Source organism: Nonlabens sp. Asnod3-H03, from assembly GCF_045063665.1.
In the GTDB taxonomy this organism is placed as follows: Bacteria; Bacteroidota; Bacteroidia; order Flavobacteriales; family Flavobacteriaceae; genus Nonlabens; species Nonlabens ulvanivorans.
On the sequence record NZ_JBEFOD010000008.1, the window covers coordinates 1,629,208 to 1,647,212 of the forward strand.

General features: G+C 33.7%; 22 protein-coding genes. 6 read left to right on the forward strand and 16 right to left on the reverse strand.

The window, feature by feature from the left end; genetic code table 11:
- Positions 1-125 precede the first annotated feature (125 nt).
- From ACJJVI_RS10495 to ACJJVI_RS10510, 4 genes are all read left to right on the forward strand, one after another.
- Entirely contained in the window at positions 126-425 is a 300-nt protein-coding gene (locus tag ACJJVI_RS10495) for a hypothetical protein (RefSeq protein WP_405351842.1), read from the forward strand.
- A 176-nt stretch (positions 426-601) separates the two neighbouring features.
- A complete protein-coding gene (locus ACJJVI_RS10500; protein ID WP_036579319.1) occupies positions 602-1,171 on the forward strand; it encodes a Crp/Fnr family transcriptional regulator in 570 nt (189 codons plus the stop codon).
- Positions 1,172-1,226: 55 nt separating this feature from the next.
- Positions 1,227-1,955 (forward strand): acyl-CoA desaturase, encoded by a 729-nt coding sequence (locus tag ACJJVI_RS10505; RefSeq protein WP_405351844.1) that lies wholly within the window; start codon positions 1,227-1,229, stop codon positions 1,953-1,955.
- 258 nt (positions 1,956-2,213) lie between these two features.
- Positions 2,214-2,561: a DoxX family protein gene (locus tag ACJJVI_RS10510; RefSeq protein WP_042296360.1), complete on the forward strand. Its 348-nt coding sequence runs from the start codon at positions 2,214-2,216 to the stop codon at positions 2,559-2,561.
- A gap of 3 nt (positions 2,562-2,564) precedes the next feature.
- On the opposite strand, the gene ACJJVI_RS10515 is transcribed toward ACJJVI_RS10510, so the two are convergent.
- Together ACJJVI_RS10515 and ACJJVI_RS10520 are read right to left on the reverse strand one after the other, a co-directional pair.
- Positions 2,565-2,927 carry a DoxX family protein gene (locus ACJJVI_RS10515; RefSeq protein WP_405351846.1) on the reverse strand — a complete coding sequence of 121 codons (363 nt, stop codon included), beginning with the start codon at positions 2,925-2,927 and terminating at the stop codon, positions 2,565-2,567.
- 98 nt (positions 2,928-3,025) lie between these two features.
- Positions 3,026-3,277: a hypothetical protein gene (locus tag ACJJVI_RS10520; protein ID WP_238566702.1), complete on the reverse strand. Its 252-nt coding sequence runs from the start codon at positions 3,275-3,277 to the stop codon at positions 3,026-3,028.
- 200 nt (positions 3,278-3,477) lie between these two features.
- Here ACJJVI_RS10520 and ACJJVI_RS10525 point away from each other — a divergent pair, with 200 nt between their 5' ends.
- On the forward strand, positions 3,478-3,783 hold the full coding sequence (locus tag ACJJVI_RS10525) for a hypothetical protein (RefSeq protein ID WP_042272322.1): 306 nt from the start codon (positions 3,478-3,480) through the stop codon (positions 3,781-3,783).
- Between the two features lie 57 nt (positions 3,784-3,840).
- Here the strand turns inward: ACJJVI_RS10525 and ACJJVI_RS10530 are convergent, their stop codons facing one another.
- From ACJJVI_RS10530 to ACJJVI_RS10560, 7 genes are all read right to left on the reverse strand, one after another.
- Positions 3,841-4,668: a heat-shock protein Hsp90 gene (locus tag ACJJVI_RS10530; protein ID WP_348021162.1), complete on the reverse strand. Its 828-nt coding sequence runs from the start codon at positions 4,666-4,668 to the stop codon at positions 3,841-3,843.
- Between the two features lie 177 nt (positions 4,669-4,845).
- The gene (locus tag ACJJVI_RS10535; RefSeq protein WP_042288823.1) at positions 4,846-5,037 is read right to left on the reverse strand and encodes a cold-shock protein; all 192 of its coding nucleotides are present in this window, start codon (positions 5,035-5,037) and stop codon (positions 4,846-4,848) included.
- A gap of 179 nt (positions 5,038-5,216) precedes the next feature.
- Positions 5,217-5,408 (reverse strand): cold-shock protein, encoded by a 192-nt coding sequence (locus ACJJVI_RS10540; RefSeq protein WP_036579162.1) that lies wholly within the window; start codon positions 5,406-5,408, stop codon positions 5,217-5,219.
- Between the two features lie 170 nt (positions 5,409-5,578).
- On the reverse strand, positions 5,579-6,889 hold the full coding sequence (locus ACJJVI_RS10545; RefSeq protein ID WP_042272324.1) for a DEAD/DEAH box helicase: 1,311 nt from the start codon (positions 6,887-6,889) through the stop codon (positions 5,579-5,581).
- A gap of 154 nt (positions 6,890-7,043) precedes the next feature.
- Positions 7,044-8,147 carry an MBL fold metallo-hydrolase gene (locus ACJJVI_RS10550; RefSeq protein ID WP_405351850.1) on the reverse strand — a complete coding sequence of 368 codons (1,104 nt, stop codon included), beginning with the start codon at positions 8,145-8,147 and terminating at the stop codon, positions 7,044-7,046.
- Between the two features lie 34 nt (positions 8,148-8,181).
- Positions 8,182-8,697 carry a membrane protein gene (locus ACJJVI_RS10555; protein ID WP_042249244.1) on the reverse strand — a complete coding sequence of 172 codons (516 nt, stop codon included), beginning with the start codon at positions 8,695-8,697 and terminating at the stop codon, positions 8,182-8,184.
- A gap of 18 nt (positions 8,698-8,715) precedes the next feature.
- A complete protein-coding gene (locus ACJJVI_RS10560) occupies positions 8,716-9,720 on the reverse strand; it encodes a glycosyltransferase family 9 protein (RefSeq protein WP_405351852.1) in 1,005 nt (334 codons plus the stop codon).
- 280 nt (positions 9,721-10,000) lie between these two features.
- Here ACJJVI_RS10560 and ACJJVI_RS10565 point away from each other — a divergent pair, with 280 nt between their 5' ends.
- Entirely contained in the window at positions 10,001-11,209 is a 1,209-nt protein-coding gene (locus ACJJVI_RS10565; protein ID WP_405351854.1) for an ATP-binding protein, read from the forward strand.
- 50 nt (positions 11,210-11,259) lie between these two features.
- Here ACJJVI_RS10565 and ACJJVI_RS10570 read toward each other — a convergent pair whose 3' ends face one another.
- The 7 genes from ACJJVI_RS10570 to ACJJVI_RS10600 all read right to left on the reverse strand — a co-directional run bounded on the left by ACJJVI_RS10570 (position 11,260) and on the right by ACJJVI_RS10600 (position 17,965).
- A complete protein-coding gene (locus ACJJVI_RS10570) occupies positions 11,260-11,685 on the reverse strand; it encodes a PepSY-like domain-containing protein (protein ID WP_405351856.1) in 426 nt (141 codons plus the stop codon).
- Positions 11,686-11,767: 82 nt separating this feature from the next.
- Positions 11,768-12,655, reverse strand: a complete 888-nt coding sequence (locus ACJJVI_RS10575; protein WP_348021156.1) for an EamA family transporter — start codon at positions 12,653-12,655, stop codon at positions 11,768-11,770.
- The gene (locus ACJJVI_RS10580) at positions 12,655-14,202 is read right to left on the reverse strand and encodes an SDR family NAD(P)-dependent oxidoreductase (RefSeq protein ID WP_036579174.1); all 1,548 of its coding nucleotides are present in this window, start codon (positions 14,200-14,202) and stop codon (positions 12,655-12,657) included. Before ACJJVI_RS10580 ends, ACJJVI_RS10575 begins: the two co-directional genes overlap by 1 nt.
- 36 nt (positions 14,203-14,238) lie before the next feature.
- Positions 14,239-14,694 carry a KTSC domain-containing protein gene (locus tag ACJJVI_RS10585; protein ID WP_036579175.1) on the reverse strand — a complete coding sequence of 152 codons (456 nt, stop codon included), beginning with the start codon at positions 14,692-14,694 and terminating at the stop codon, positions 14,239-14,241.
- 62 nt (positions 14,695-14,756) lie between these two features.
- On the reverse strand, positions 14,757-15,785 hold the full coding sequence (locus ACJJVI_RS10590) for a hypothetical protein (RefSeq protein ID WP_405351859.1): 1,029 nt from the start codon (positions 15,783-15,785) through the stop codon (positions 14,757-14,759).
- Positions 15,786-15,813: 28 nt separating this feature from the next.
- Positions 15,814-16,803 (reverse strand): UDP-3-O-(3-hydroxymyristoyl)glucosamine N-acyltransferase, encoded by a 990-nt coding sequence (gene lpxD, locus ACJJVI_RS10595; protein ID WP_405351861.1) that lies wholly within the window; start codon positions 16,801-16,803, stop codon positions 15,814-15,816.
- A 118-nt stretch (positions 16,804-16,921) separates the two neighbouring features.
- Positions 16,922-17,965 carry an NAD(P)-dependent alcohol dehydrogenase gene (locus ACJJVI_RS10600; protein ID WP_405351863.1) on the reverse strand — a complete coding sequence of 348 codons (1,044 nt, stop codon included), beginning with the start codon at positions 17,963-17,965 and terminating at the stop codon, positions 16,922-16,924.
- Positions 17,966-18,005: the final 40 nt, after the last annotated feature.

Here is an 18,005-nt window from a genome sequence, read left to right on the forward strand (position 1 = left end):
TTATCTTAACTACTTTAACAGAAGTGCTATATAAATTACAATCTATTGTTAATCATTGTTGTGGTATTGTTAATTGAGACCTAGGTCTTCTATGAGTTCTTTATCTTTAAGTAAAAGGAAAAATTATGAAGACTGAAGAATCAAAAAACAAAGAAAACTTACCTTATAATCCAGACGTGACTCAAGAAGATTTACAAACCTTACGTAATGATAATGCTAACATTCATACGGATGATCAATCAGATCAGCAATTAATCAATCGAGAAGAAAAGGTCGATTTTACTGGAAAAAATCTTGATATACCAGGACGCACAAGTGCACAAAAAAATCATGGCTCTAATGGACTCAATGATGAGGAAAATAAATTGCATAGTCAGGGATCTGAACGCAAAAACAACCTAGAACGTGACGATGCTGCCCGATAATGGTCACAAAAATATAATTCATTCAAAGCTCTCTGCATTAGGAGAGCTTTTTTAATGGACTAGCCTTAATGCATTACTTGATATGAACTATAATTACATAGGCTTAAATGATAATCGTCATAGATTATAAATCTAATGAATTACTATCTTCGAATTCTATTAAAGTCCCTATTCTAGTGAAGCAGATTAAAGCATATCTCGAGCAAATTGCCTCCATATCTAATGAAGATTGGGAGTTTTTTATGTCAAAATTACAGCGCCGTTTTGTTGCCAAAAAAGAGGTGTTCTTAAAAATAAATCAAATAGAGAATCATATTTCATTTATAGAATCTGGTGTGGTACGTTTATACATACCTAAAGAAGATACCGAGAAAGAAATCACTTTTGGTTTTAGTTTTAAGGATCAATTTATAAGTGCTTATGATTCTTTCTTAACACAATCTCCGTCGGCATATCAATTACAAGCTTTAACAGACACCACAATTTTAAGCATTACTTATGCAGATTTACAGTCGGTTTATCAAACCACTCAAATAGGTAATCTTATAGGTCGACTTACTGCAGAACGTCTATTTTTAATAAAATCAAAGAGAGAACAAAATCTTCTTAATCTTACTGCTGAAGAACGTTACATCAAGCTATTTAAAGAGCGTCCAGAGCTTTTAAAAGATATACCGTTAAAGTATATCAGTTCTTATATAGGTGTAACCGCACAAGCTTTAAGTAGGATAAGAAAGCGCATTTAATTGATTTAGGTTCATTGTTTAGCTTGCTGCCTGAAATTACCTTTGTAAAAAAAACATGACTATTATAATTTTTGTTTTGGTGCTGTGGTATGGCGGTTTGTTTTTTCAATCGTTTTTCCTGCATCGATATGCTGCTCATCAAGTATTTACGATGTCTAAGACGATGGAGCGCATTACTTTTATCCTTACTTGGATATTTCAAGGCGCTAGTTATTTAAGTGCTTATGGATATGGGATTATGCACCGCATGCACCATGCCTATACAGACACTGAAAAAGATCCTCATTCTCCATCACATGACGCAAATTTATTTGCCATGATGTGGAAGACTAAAACCATATATCAAGATATTAATAAACAACGTATTGAGGTAGATCAACGTTTTACTAAAGACGTGCCACAGTGGAAAGGCTTTGATCAATTTGCTAGTTCTAGATTCTCTAGACTTTTATGGATTACTGGTTATGTATTATTCTTTGCCCTATTTGCAACAGCCTGGTGGCAATGGTTATTATTACCGCTTACTTTTTTGATGGCACCTGTTCATGGTGTGATCATCAACTGGTTCGGTCATATATATGGCTATGTAAACTTTAAAATGAAAAACACGAGTAAAAACTTATTCCGATTTGATTTTTTAATGATGGGAGAAGGTTATCATAACAATCATCATAAACATGCTAGTAGAGCAAATTTTGGTGTGAAATGGTATGAAATAGACATGACCTACTTAGTCATTAAAGTATTGAATTCAATAGGTGTTATTAAATTAAAAAGAGTTTAATTTTATTTTATAAGCAACTCCATTTTTAGAACTAAAACGTATCCTCTATCCTTCATGATATTTATGAAGTTTAATGGTTTAAAAAAAGGTTCCTAAGTAATTCTTAGGAACCTTTTTTGTTACCGCTTTATGAGAAGCTGAGCTAATTATGTTATTAAATATCTCACGTAAATTAAATGAATAGTACAATCCTAATCTTTCTGTAAAAGCTTGTGATATAAATTCAATAAGAGTAAATTACTAACTCATTAATAATATATGACTTCCTTTACAGTAATAGCCTTATTCTCTGGCGCCTGTTTCCTTTTTTACGGTTTCAGTTGTCTACTTTCTAACCGTATGGTATTAGAGTTTGAGCGATTTGGTATTCCACAATATCGCAATTTGACTGGTATACTTCAAATATTAGGTGGTTTAAGTATAATACTAGGCCTTTATACCATATCGATACTTGGGTTTATGGGTGCTCTAGGCTTATCCTTACTGATGTTTTTAGGATTTGGAGTACGTTTAAAAATCAAGGATAGTTTTGTGCTATCTGCACCAGCATTTCTGTTTGGTTTATTAAATGCTTATTTGGCCTACCGCTTTTTCCTTATGCTTTAACCTTTATATAATAGCAATGATTAAACACATTGCTAAAAATATAGCTGCAGGAATAGATTTAAACATTGGATCCTTAATTCTAATATGCATAGATATAGAACCCGATAACAATAAAGCAAGACCTATTGCAGCCATATTTTCTAAGTTAGAATACCATATAGAAGCTATTAAGAGTAACGATAGAGTTACTTTAAAAAAGCCAACAGCATAGCACATCCATGCTGGTAAACCATAAACCCTAAATTCTTCAATCATATTTTGTGCATTTCCACCGCGCCATTTGGTGGCTTTATTAAATTGTAATAACCATACATTTAATAAACTAATTGCTACTACAGCCTTAAGGGCGATGATAAAATATTCCATGTTTTTTTTATTATGCTTTCGCGAAAGCAGATTTAAATACTCTCTTTATATTTTTAATAAATTTAAAGGAACATGTATGAATTTATGTTAAAATCAATCTAAGAATCAAAACAAACTCTTTTTTTAAGAATATCTATTAATTCTGAAGATCCATATTTATAGATGTCGGGAATATGTAGAATTGTAATCTTATTAAAGAATTGATTCCCAAATTTCTTTTGTAAAGAGATCTGATGTTTGGTCTCCATAACATATACTTTATGGGATTTTTCCATCATATCTTTTGTAACTAGGTTCGTCCCTAACTTTTTACAAGTCACATCATTTGTGCCTGCAGATTCAAAGGACATTTGTCTATATTGAGAACTGAAAAAGTCTTCGGCCGTTTTTGATCGATCCTTATTTGCAGAACATATGAATAAATATTGAAGCGCGATAGTGTAATATCTTTTATGAATTACTAATTTATGTAAATATCATTTATTCATAGCACTTAATAGTATATGATAAGTTTAAAGAATAATTTTGCATACTTAAAATCCTATTGAATATGATTAATGATATACCATGCATTAAATGTGACACACCTATCGCTGTAGACACAGAGCTATATTTAAAAGGTCAAACATTTACTTGTTCAAAATGTGACACTATTCTAGGAATAAATGAGCCTACTGATGTCGATGCTCAAAAGCTTAAAGAATTGAAACTATTTACTAAAAGTAAAAAAGTTAATGAAACAACAATTCCATGTCCTGACTGCGGCACGATAATAAGCTTTAAAACAAAGGATTTGACTGCAGGAAAAGCTATGACTTGTGCAGCATGTAATGCGAGCGTATCTCTACAAGGTTAAAATTTTGATATAAAAAAAGCCTGTCTCGTGACAGGCTTTTTTTATATCAGATAAGTTTTACTCACCAGGCATAGCAACCTCTCCAGCACCATCAGGTTGTGCATAGAATGAATCTTCTTTATTAACAAACTGGATATTTTTTATAGTAGCCAGACCTATTTGATTGGTATAACCATCTTGTGGATTCCAATTATGAAAAGACCAATTAGTAGCAAACGGCACACCGTCAACCATAGTTAACTCGTTATATTTTGCAGCATGTGGTTCTTTTTCTGCAGCCTCAACTCCTTTACCATAACTAACGATGTAAGCAACTCCTGCAAGAACATTAGTTTCTGGGTTTTTGTAAACCTCGTACCAGTCCTCAGAGGTATCACCTACTCCATTTTCAAAAGATAATCGAGCTGTCGGAAAAGTTGTATCGCCCCATGTCATTGCTTTTTCATCTTGCCAAATCGTACCGCCATCATTTAATTTATATGGCATAGAAAAGAAATATGGCCAAGTGAAGATGTGAAATCTAGTCATTGGGTTAGTTAAATCAGCTTCATTACTAGCAAATACTTTATCACCATCAAAAACAATTACACTACCATCGTTTTTCACCATATGTATCATTGAACCATCTGTTTCCTGAGTAATTACACCTTCAAAGATTGTATTACCACCAAATGCTACACTAAAGTCATATTGTACTGCATCCTTATTTAAAAAAGCATCTTTTTTGTGTGCCATTTCAATCGCTGCTGTAAACTCACTAATAGGCTCTAAATCAACTATATCAGTAACTTTGGTCGTTTCTTTTGTTATCTCAATTTCTTTTTGTGCTTCCTTACAACTCGTAATAGCTATGGCTAAGACCCATATCAGTAAGATTTTTTTCATAATTATATTTTATTTTTTTGGAAATACAAATTTCAATATTAATTATCATTTGAGTTGTGATGTGCTGTTAAACTTATCTCAAGCTTTATCTCTAATTACTGATTATTCTAGAAAATAGATCATAAAAAAGCCCATCACTATGGATGGGCTTTTTCTAAAACTTTAAAAATATATTTCCTATAGAACTTTAACGTTCACGGCATTTAATCCTTTGTTTCCTTCTTTAAGATCAAATTCTACTTCGTCACCTTCACGGATCTCATCGATTAATCCTGAAATGTGTACAAAATGATCTTTGTCTACTCCTTCTTCAGTGATGAATCCAAATCCTTTGGTGTCGTTGAAAAATTTTACTGTTCCTTTACTCATTGTAATGTAATTAAATTTATTATAATATTTAGTTAGCAAAGCACGTGCCATCTTTTAAAACATTTATTATAATCATATCTCTATTCTTATGAATACCACTCATCACCAATTCACAAAAAATAGCGCATAAAAAAGCCCATCACATGGATGGGCTTTTTCTTAAACTTTGAATATATGTCTTAAAGAACTTTTACGTTCACTGCATTTAATCCTTTGTTACCTTCTTTAAGGTCAAATTCAACCTCGTCACCTTCACGGATCTCGTCGATTAATCCTGAAATGTGTACGAAGTGATCTTTGTCTACTCCTTCTTCAGTGATAAAACCAAATCCTTTAGTCTCGTTGAAAAATTTTACTGTTCCTTTACTCATCTTAATGTAATTAAATTATATAATGTAAGTTGCAAAGATAGAGCCATTAAACTGCTAATCGGCTTTATTTTTTGATATATCTTCATTTATTGAGGTTTAACAAGCCTTTCAAGCTTATAAAACTAATATATCACTACTAAAAGGCATTCTTTTTCAAGCAATTAGATTAACTAAAGTTCATAAATGCGCACCTTTTTCTTTTTAAGCCGCGTATTATTAGTCTTTTCAATCACATCATAAAGTTTTTTCTTAGGTACGGCTACAAAAGCACAATCCTGTTTCAACTCTATAACTCCTAACTCATTTTTATTTAATCCACCTTGCTTAAAGAATAACCCAGCGATATCACCTTTAGAAATTTTATCCTTACGACCACCAGAAATAAATACGGTAGCCCATTCTGTTTGTAAAGAACTTTTAATAGCATCTGGTACCAGAACGTCTTCTGTTGTTATAAATTCCGGCACTGTTTCTTTATTCCATTGCAATACATATGCAGTTCCAGCAGCATTCATTCGTGCTGTTCTACCATTTCTATGCGTAAACTCTTCTGCTTTTAGAGGCAATTGATAGTGTATGATATATTTCAATTCTGGAATATCTAATCCACGTGCTGCAAGATCTGTTGCAATGATAATTTGGTGAGTACCGTTTCTAAATTTTATCAGTGCACGTTCACGCTCTTGTTGCTCCATACCACCATAGAAAAGTCCATGTTCAATATCGTGAGTACTTAAGTATTCGCTAACAAAATTGATCGTATCCTTAAAATTACAAAATATGATACCTGGCTGGTTTCCTATATGATGTAATAATTCTACTAACGTTTTTAATTTATCCTTATCTGGAGAGCTCACTTTTTTAATAGCCAACTCTTTAACACCTGTAGCGGTATAATCTATTACCTTAGGATTTTTAACTCTCGCAAAATCTGGTATACGTATGTTTTGAGTAGCACTAGTTAGAATTCGCTTTTTAACATTGACTAGGATACTCATGATATCACTCATTTCACGTTCAAACCCTATTTCTAGAGACTTATCAAATTCATCAAGTACAATTGTTTTAAGATCATCAATTGAGAAACTTTCACGATCTAGATGATCTAGCACACGACCTGGAGTACCTATTAATATAGTTGGTGTATGGGCAAGTTCTATTTTATCTTTTGATATAGGACGTCCACCATATACCGCGTTTGCCTTAAAACCAGTTCCCATATCACGTATCACTTGCTCAATTTGAATAGCTAGTTCTCTCGACGGAACTATGATAAGGAGCTGTACCTCTTTAATTTGTGGTTTTAATAAATCAATGACGGGTAATAGAAAAGCGAGCGTTTTTCCGGTACCTGTAGGTGACAGTAAAATAGTATTAGGATAGGCAGGTATGGTTAGTAAGGCCTGTTCTTGCATAGGATTCAGTGTTGTGATTCCTAATTTTGCAAGTATTTGTTCTTGATTCTTTATAGTTGTTGACATAGTGCAAAAGTAGTCGTTTCTTATAAGGTGATGCCTTAAGAATGATCATAAGTGAATTTGATGATGTACTTGTTCAGTAAATAGGTGTTCCGCTTTCGCGAAAGCGAGGTTAAAGACGGATATTATGCAATGTAATGTTCAATAAATAGAACCTCTACTTCCACCACTGCCCATAAGCTGATGCAGTATCATCAAGATGTATCACATCACCAATTTGAGGTGTGATAACAGGTAGATTTAATAATTCACCAGCAGTAGTAACACGATTCACTGGATCTCGCCAATCATGTAAAGCTAGTTTGAATCCTGCCCAGTGAATAGGCATTATTGCGCGAGCATTAAGATCCTTACCAGCTTGAGCTGTTTCCTCTGGCATCATGTGAATATCAGACCACAACTCGTTGTACTGACCGCATTCCATTAAAGCTAGATCAAATGGACCATATTGATTCCCAATAGCTTTAAAATGATCGCTATAGCCACTATCACCACTAAAGAATAACTTTTCAGTCTCATTTTGTATCACCCAACTACTCCATAAAGTACTTTGCTCTGCTCCTATCTTTCTACCAGAAAAATGTTGTGCGGGAGTACACGCTAGTTGTATATCACCTAGTGTCACCTCTTGCCACCAGTCTAGTTCTGTAATAGCACTGGACTCTATTCCCCATGCTTCTAAATGAACGCCTACACCTAATGGGACATAATAATGAGAAACTTTATCTTTTAAAGCTATAATAGAATCATAATCTAAGTGATCGTAATGATCGTGAGATATAATAACGGCATCAATAGACGGTAAATCTTCAATTTCAATAGGTAATTCACTATTAAAACGATTTGCACCTAACCATGGATGTGGAGCTGCCACTTTACCAAACATAGGATCTATGAGAATGCTTTTATCATTCATTTTTAAATAAAAAGCAGAATGACCAAACCATATCAATTGTGTAGAATCCTGTTCTTTTAATATCTTTTTATTGACTTTTTGTACCTGAAGATCATGTGATGGTGATCCATTAGGAACCTTAGTAGTAAAGAACTTATAAGCGATACCTAAAGTTTTACTTAACCCTAAATCAGGCGGTACACTAGCATCAATGTTTCTAAACTTATGATCAGAAAAGTTTGATGATGATTGATATAAACGTTGTCTATCTTCATTTACATCACCTCCAAAAGTGGGATAGAAATTGACAAATACAAAATATACTACAACAAGTAAAATAATGATGCTAAGGATGGTCCAAATCATGCGTCGTAGTATTTTTTTAAATGTCTTCAATTCTTTAAATAAATAACAAAACTAAGGCTAGCACTATACCAGCTGCCGTATAATACATTCCTTTTTTGAATATAGAAGTACCAGGCATAAACATCCAGAAACTGGATAATACAAAGAATAATAATCCAAGACCAAATGTGATATTTAAAAAGAATAAAGGTTGGCTAGATTTTGCTTTGTGTAAGTGAGTCATTTTATCCAAAACATATGGTAATTCCATTTTTGTATAATTTACAGTACCAGTTGCTTTGTTATAATCTCCATTTTTAAAGGTCAATACATCGCCATTCACTTTTTCAATCTTTAATCGCTTATCACCTATAGCCTGTCCTAAAGCTTTCTCATTGAGTTGTGCATTAATTGTTTTTGTATAGGAAACCTCGCGTTTCATTACATCACTATCACGGAAAATTAAAACAATACCACTTATTGCATAAATAGCCATTATTCCTGCAAGGAAAAACCCTAAATAGCGGTGAAATATTCTCATTTTAAGCGATGTAGCACTTGGTCTTGCCATAATATATAAAGTTTAAATTTATTTAATAACGCCATCTACGGCTTTAATTATTTCATCATAGGTTAAGTCTCCTGTAAATAAGGAAAAACTCTTTCCGTTAAAAGGTTCGTATACGTGACGATTAGTTCTTGAAAACAATCCTACAACAGGTGCTCCAGATGCGCTTGCAAGATGCATGATTCCACAATCGGCACCTATCCACACATCAGTATGAGAAATGAAAGCTGCAATTTCTCTTATATCCTTACTGTAATAAGATGGCGCTGTAAAATTGATTTGTGAAACATTTTCATAAGGCAACACCTCTACAATGTGATAATCTGGATACTCTAATTGTAATCTTTTATAAAACGGTATCCACCACTCTGGTTGATAACATTTATCTCCAGTAGCAAATGTGAAAATTGAAATGACCTTCTTTGAATCATCAACTATTTCTCGTAGTCTTTTTAGTCCACTTTGTAATTCCTTATTACTAAGTTTTAAACTTAGGTTAGGTACTGGTAAATTATCACTAATAAAACCTAATCTTGTCATATAAGCTCTGAAGGCATAGACTTGTTCTTTTGCGATATGACGTCCATCCTCAAACTGTTGAGTAAAGTCTTGTCCTTCTTCTCCAAAGACTTTATACTTAGCTCTAGCCATTTGTGTATATAATCGACCAGAAGAAGAGCCTATCACAGCGTTAATAGCAAAATCATATTTGTATTTGCGAACTGATGTTGCTCCTTTAATATAATCTTTAAGATTCTTAAATGGCTTTTTAGGAAGTCTAGTGATATGATCAACTGCTTCATAATTTTCAAAGATTATAGGTCCTAGAAACCCTTGAACAATTAGGTCAATTTTTGCATTAGGAAAAGTACGTATGACTTCTTGTACTAAAGGTGTTATTAAAATAAGATTGCCCAATCTATGATTAGTGCGCACGATTAACACTCTTTTTACTTCTTTAAGGTCTTTTAAATCGCCAGGCATCGGTTCATGATTGCTCCCTAACTTTCTCGTTAGAGATTTCATGATTTTCCTGCGATAATTATTGACTTTTTTAGAAGACGCCATTGTTTTATTTCAAACGAATGGCAAAAGTAAGCAACAGCAACCAAAGTGTTTAATTAAATATTTTATTTTAATCTGTGAGGTTTTTAACGATCTCGCTTTCGCGAAAGCGCAATTATCATGATCTATATAACATTAACTATAATAATGATAAGTAATAACATATAGTCTTTAAAAAAGTGATTTTCAGAGTATATATCAATGGATAATACTCTTAATTTGCATTTATAATTTGACAACAATGATAGCTCCACCTATTCCTAAAGATGAGATTCAAAGACAGGCTGCTGTAGAAAAGTATAAATTACTAGATACCATGCCCGAGGAAAACTATGATAACATCACTTCTATTATTTCTAGTATTTGTGAGGCTCCTATTTCATTGATTACTCTAGTGGATAAAGACAGGAATTTTTTAAAATCAAGACAAGGTGTTGATTTAAGTGAATCACCACGAGATATTTCTTTTTGTGGGCATGCTATTGTAAGTGAGGAAGATATAATGATTGTGCCTGATGCTAGAGAAGATGAACGATTTAAAGACAATCCATTAGTAGAAGGTTTAAAGGCTATATTTTATGCAGGTGTACCTCTTGTAGATGTAAACGGTTATAAATTAGGGACTTTATGCGTTTATGATCATAAGCCACGAGTATTAACTAGTCATCAAATTAGTGCTCTTAAAGCAATGGCTAAACAGGTGATGTCTCTCTTTGAAGAACGATTTAAAACTTTTGAATTAGATAGATTAGGCAACATATTAAAGGAGCGAAATGATGAGTTAAAAGATTTTGCAGGTATTGTGTCACACGACTTAAAAGCACCGTTGTCCAATATCCTTATGATATCAGATTTACTTAAAGAAGATTCAAATAGCCTATCCTCACAATCTATAGAGTATCTAGGTATTCTTAAAGATAGTACTAAAAGTATGAGCCGTTATATAGACGGCATGTTGCAATTTTATCGCAGTGAAGAATTGGTTACTGAGAACTATGATAATGTAAGTTACGTGGATTTAATTGAAGATGTTATTTCTATGACTATAATGGATGATAGTGTAGAGGTTATTTATATACCAGAAACAGACACAACGCTGGTAACTAATGAAATAGCACTTCAACAAATTCTAATTAATTTATTTACTAATGCTGTAAAATACAGCGATAAATCAAAAACAGCTATAGACGTTGTTCTGATAAATCATTCTAATGAATATGAACTACATATTAAAGATAACGGAATGGGTATTGCGCCAGATAGAATACAATCAATTTTTAAGTTATTCTATATAGCCACTCAAGAGGATAAGAATGGTAAACCAGGGACAGGAATTGGTCTTGCTACCGTCGCTAGACTTTTAGAACACATGAATGGTAGAATTGAAGTAAGCTCAGAATTAGGAAAATGGACTGAATTTAAAATTTTTCTTCCTAAAAAAGAGGTATAAAAAAAACGTTGAAATTTTATTTCAACGTTTCTAAATTTTAAATTATAAACTTAGACTTTAGTACCGTCTTTTCGGTACATGACGTCCATATTTTTTCCTTCCTGTTTGAATTCAATATCATAGAATTCACCTTGTGTTGCGCTAATAACGTGTTCTGCCTCAGTGATTTTCTTATCGGGATATTCTTTTTCTATTGCATCTTGAATGGCTTTAGGAATCTCTGATTTCTTAATTGAATTTTCAGTTTCTCTCCATGAACCATCGGCATGAAAATCGGCACGATAACTTTCACCATCTTTTTTAAAATGAGCTTCCCAATAACCATGATCATCTAGCTCAAAATCTGGGTCATTTTCTCCAGGATATTTAGCTTGAAAAGCATTGAGAACCACTTGAGGCACTTTGTCCGACTGCTCCTGACAACTAGCCGTGGTGTAGATAAATAATATTAAAAAAGATAGTATGGTAATTCTCATGTTCTTAATTTTCTAACAATGTACTACACTTAAAGTAATACATGTCTTAAGACTATAATAATTACTGTTAGGGATTGTTAAATCAACGTACTTTACGAGAATTTATAAAATATACACCTGTTAACATTATTGCTGCTGCAATCATAGATTGTACTGTAATGCTTTCATTGAGAAAATACCAACCCAGTAACAAAGCGATAATTGGATTAACATAAGATGATGTAGCTACCTTTTCTGTACTCACTACTTTAAGTAAATAGTTAAAAGCTGTAAAAGCCGCAATGCTACCAAATAAAATTAAACAGACTATAGCAATTTGTGTATTCAATTGCCAGCTCAATGGTTCTGACCAACTTTCATCAAACGCCCAACTTCCTATGGCTAGTATAACTCCTGCACTCAACATTTGATATCCAGTTGTTATAAAAAAATTAGATGGAGTATCAGCTTTTGCCACAAATAAGCTACCAGCACTCCAACTTATGATACAACTCATAATCATGAGAATTCCTATCCAACTATCTTCTTGCATCTGTAAATCTTTCTGACTTACCAATAAATACATTCCAAAAAGACCAAGAAGAACACCTATTATAGATTTAATTTTTAATGATTTGCGTTGTACAAATCGCATCATTAATAACAAGACTAACGGTTGTAATGAAGCTAATAAAGAAGCAAAACCACTATCAACATATTTTAATGCCCATACAAAAACACCATTTCCATAGGCTAGAAATAAAAACCCAGCTAAGACAGTATTGAGAAGTTGTTTTTTTGTGATGGTAAGTTTTTTACCCGACAAAACTGCAATAACAAATATAATAGCACTTGCTGTGCTAAATCTTATGGAAGCAAGCATAAATGGTGGCAGTTCTGTTACCGCCATTTTATTCCATAAATATGTAGAACCCCAAAAAACGTAAACCGCAAAAAAAGAAAGGATGATTAATACTGGTTTCTTTTCCATTACCAGCTTATAGGTCTGTAATCTTTTAAGAACTTACCACACCAATGCTTTCCAGTATTGATACCGTCAAATAAAGGATCTAAAACTCGTGCCGCACCATCTACAATATCTAATGGTGGCTGAAAATCGTGTAATTCTTGTTTTCGTTTTGAAAGCTCGGCCGGATCTTCATCTGTGACCCATCCGGTATCAACAGCATTCATGTATATTCCATCCTTAGCTAGTGTTCCCGCAGCAGTATGGGTAAGCATATTAAGGGCTGCTTTTGCCATATTAGTATGTGGATGACGATCTTCTTTAAAAAAGGTATGAAACTTACCTTCCATGGCGCTAACATTGATAATATGTTTTTTACCAGTATTTTCTTTTTTCATCAACTCAGCAAGACGATTACAAAGTACAAATGGAGCCACAGAATTTACTAACTGTACCTCAATCATCTCAGTTGTTTCAATTTCCCCTAATTTTAGTCTCCAGCTGTTTGTTTTCCTCAAATCTACCTGTTGTAAATCTGCATCCAGTTCACCTTCGGGAAAAACTTCTGGAGCACTAAGGGCTTTGTCAAAACTATAAGGAATTTGAGAAAGTTGAGCACTAGCTCTTAATCCTATTCCAGGTTCTGGACCATGCCATGTTACAGGCATGTTCTTATTTGATGAAGCTGCTGGTGAAAGTGCTTTAATCTCTGCAAGGCAATCTTGATGATCCTTAAGTAACTCTTGAGCATAAGGTGGTAACTCACTGTAGTCTAAGTTTTCATTTGGCATTAAATGCGCATAAAAACCGGATGGCCTACGTACTGTTTGTGCTGCATTATTAATGAGAATATCTAGCTTTTCATAGCGTTGTTCTATGAAATTACAAAAGATTTCTACACTAGGAATATGTCTTAAATCTAAACCATGAATTTTCAAATTATGTGCCCAATCATTATAATCGGGTTCTTTTGAAAAACGTATAGCACTATCTGCAGGGAAACGTGTTGTAGCAATTACGGTAGCGCCACCACGTAGTAACATTAAGGATATATGATATCCTATTTTCAATCTTGAACCTGTAATTAGAGCTACCTGACCTTTAACGTCTGCAGTTTGAAAGCGCTTTGCGTAATTGAAATCACCACAATCTGTACACATCTGGTCATAAAAATGATGCAACTTTGTGAACATCGTTTTACAGACATAACAGTTTCTTGGAGTACTTAATTCTCCTGGTTCCTGTTGTTCAAGCTGTTGTTGCAGTAAGATTTGTGGAGCAACAAAGACACTAGCTTCACGAGCACTACGTATTCCAGTTTCTTTACGAGCGTGTTTATCTCTAGTTGCTCTTTTACGTTTTGCAGCTTTTACAGCATCCTTTTTTCTTCTTTTATATTCGTCACGACTAGGTCTAGAGAGCATTCCAGCTTGTTTAATAAGCTCTATACGCGTCTCCATAGGAATTTCAAATATCTCATCAGTATCTGTATTCAATCTATTAAGAATATCAATACACTGTTGTATCTCTTCTGGAGATAAAGATTGTTGAGATGATTTAAATTCTGCCATGGCCCTAACTATTAAAACAAAAATACAAGGATATAATTATGCTTGATCTTGGTCTTGATCTTTTTTAGACTTGCGATAAAGGTAATTACTAAAGATATTACGTTTACCAAATCTATAACGGTTGTCTGCGTTTACTAACTTACGGAAAACAGGCTTTTGAACACCAAAATATTCATAAGTTGACCCATCAGTAAAGGTTACTTCTAGTACTTGACCTTTATGATCAAAGTCTTCAATACCTGTATTAGTTATTGTTTCTGTATAAGCCTCTAGGTTTGCTTCCTTAGTTTCTGGAGCAATACTTACTAGAAAATGATAACCATCAATAATCTGACGACTCATAACCTCTGCTTCTTCCTTCTTATCATCACCATCCTGAAATTTATCTGGATGCCATTCCTTTACAAGATTGCGATAACTCTTCTTAAGTTCTTTAAGATCAATATTCTTTTCAACACTGAACATCTTCTTGTACTGATTAATACGCTTCATTTTCTACTTTTTTATAGCGCGCAAAAGTAGTCTATTCTTTAACGATAATTACGTTAAATATGCTAGCCTTGATTTTTATTTTCAAGTTCGTTAGGATCTAACTGTAATTTTTTAGGTTTAATCACAAATGGCGTAAACCAATCCCATGTCACACCAACTGTAAAGCGAGGAAAATTATCTACAAAACGGTAATTATAGTTATCTCTTCCAAAAGAGAATTTTGTAAAAAAGCCTAAATCATTATCCCATGGATATAAAATTCCAGTAGTGACTGATCGATACGGGACACTGGAAGGATGAGAACCTATGGTATAATCAAACTGCTGACTTAATGTAAAACGCATTTTTTTAAGATGGGAAGTAAACTCATATCCTAGCTCAAACTTATGTCTACCGTAAATGTCAATATCCTGTGGATTATAACCACCAAAATCAATTAAGCCCATAAATTTATCATGATACAATTGATAGGTAGCCGTCATAGAATGTATTTTTTGGGGAATATTGTCTTCGTTAAACGTATTTAATCTATAATTAAAACTAAAACGAGTCAAGTTAGTAGAGAAATTACCTGTACTCCTATTAAGTAGCGCTGCAAGATCAGTATCATCAGTAATACTATCATAGATAGCTATACTTTCTTCAGAATTATCTTCAAACTCAGTACTGAAAGCACTGCCTGCTTGCCCATTACTGAAATGACCTGACTCTATAGCTGCCGTTAGGAAGTTATCATCATCAGTTTTAATAATACGTTGCCATCCTATAAGAACTTTATAACTAGGTGTTTTAACTGGCTTAGATTCTTCATTATAGATTCTAAAATGAGGCTGAAAAGATAAGTAAACTGCATCACCGCTAGTAATTGTATCCTGATTTAAAGAACGACGCATATCATTATAGAAACCATAGTAAACCACAGGAGTTGCCTCTAAAAGAATTTGTTCATATGGATTATTACCTAATCCTATAGACGCTTCTGGTCTTACTGATATTGGATAATAATCTTTAAATCCTTTTAATTGATCTGTTTGCGCGTTTGAAACACTCACAAATAATAGTAATGATAATAACTTCACAAACTGATTCATGATCAAATAGTAATATTAAAAAACATCTTTATTTAGCAAGCTTGCGCAGTGCAACCCATTGCTTAAGCATCTCTCGAGAGTCCGTTGCTGGATAGCCCAGTACTGTTTTACCAGCAGCTACATTATTCATAACGCCACTACCAGCACCTACCGTTGCTCCTGACTCAATAGTTGTATGATCTTTTATAGATGCACTACCACCTATAATTACTCCATCACCTAAGGTTACAGACCCAGCAAGACCACTATGACCTGCCATGATACAACATCTTCCTAATATACAATTATGTGCAATTTGTACTAGATTATCAATTTTACAACCATCACCTATTATGGTTGAATTAAACTTAGCTCTATCCACACAAGAATTAGCACCTATCTCCACGGCATTACCTATTACAACATTTCCTATGTGTGGTATTTTAATAAGTCCACGACCATCATTTGATGGACGATATCCAAAACCATCTGCACCTATACTCACGTTATTATGAAATATACATTGAGCACCTATTTGAGAACGTTCTCTAATCACTGTTCCAGACCAGGCAACTGTTTGTGAACCAATAGTAGAGTCATCAAACACGCTTACATTATGATATAATTTCACTCCATCGCCTAAGGTTACATTTTTACCTACATAGCAATGCGCACCTATTTGGACACCTTTTCCTATAGTTGCCGTTTCGTGTACCACTGCTGTAGGATGAATATCTGTTTCAAAAACAGGTGTAGGTGGTAAAAAAGCTTCTAACATGTTAGCCATAGCTAGATCTGCGTTTTTTACTTTTATTAAAACGCGATTATCACCTGGCGCTAGTTCAATATTTTCACTAATGATTGCAATTGATGCCTTAGAATCTGCCCAGAATTTTGCATACTTCTTATTTCCTATAAAGGTTAAGTCAGATTTTGTAGCTTTTCTTATTTCTTCTATTCCTGTGATTTCTTGAGTTGTAGATCCTATAAGGGTACCTTCTAAAACGTCACAAACTTGTTGGGCAGTAAATGAATTCATTAAAATATATAAAGATGAATGGTAAAACTAACTCTTAACAGGCATAAAAAAAAACTCAGCACCATAGATGCTGAGTTTTTAAGAGTTTTAATAAATACGCTTTCGCGAAAGCGAGATACTACAACGTCTCCATATCAATTACAAAACGATACTTAACATCGTTTTTCTGAACGCGTTCAAAGGCATTATTAATATCTTGCATGTCAATCATTTCAATATCTGATGTGATATTATGTTCACCACAGAAATCTAACATCTCTTGCGTTTCTTTAATACCACCTATTAATGATCCAGCTAATTTTTTTCTTCTTAAAATAAGATTTGCACCGTGCACATTCTCTAAAGGTTCAATGGCTCCTACTAAACACATGGTACAATCTCTTTTAAGCAAGGCTAGATAAGGATTAACGTCATGGCCTACCGGTATCGTGTTAAGAATAAAATCAAAAGAATCATTGTGTTCTTTCATTTGACTTTCATCTTTTGAAATAATTACTTGATCTGCTCCTAGTCTTTTAGCATCCTTTGCTTTTTCTTCACTAGTGGTAATCATCACTGTTTCTGCTCCCATTGCAGCAGCAAATTTGATTCCCATGTGACCTAGACCACCAAGGCCAATAATACCTACTTTATCACCTTTTTTAACATTCCAGTGTTTTAATGGTGAATAGGTTGTAATACCAGCGCATAAAAGTGGTGCAACTGCTTTAGTATCAAGGTTAGTCGGTACTTTAAGAACAAATTCCTCTCTTACCACTATAAGTTTAGAATATCCTCCTAGTGTATGACCTCCTAAATGTGGATCTTTACTATTATAAGTACTGGTAGAACCATTCTCACACCACATTTCTTGATCTTCCTTACAAGCACTACATTCCTGACAAGAGTCAACCATACAGCCTACTCCTACTAAGTCTCCTATTTTATGATTAGAAACATTGCTTCCCACAGCTGTCACTTTACCTATTATCTCATGTCCTGGTACGATAGGATATTTTGCATTTCCCCAATCATTAAGCTTTGCGTGTATATCACTATGACATACACCGCAATACATGATGTCTATGGAAACATCGTTATCTAATAAATCACGGCGGTTAATATTAACTTCTTTTAAAGGCGCATCGTTTGCAGATGCTGCATATGCTTTTACTTCTTTCATAGTTATTAATTGTAGATACAAAATTTATAAAAATTATTGA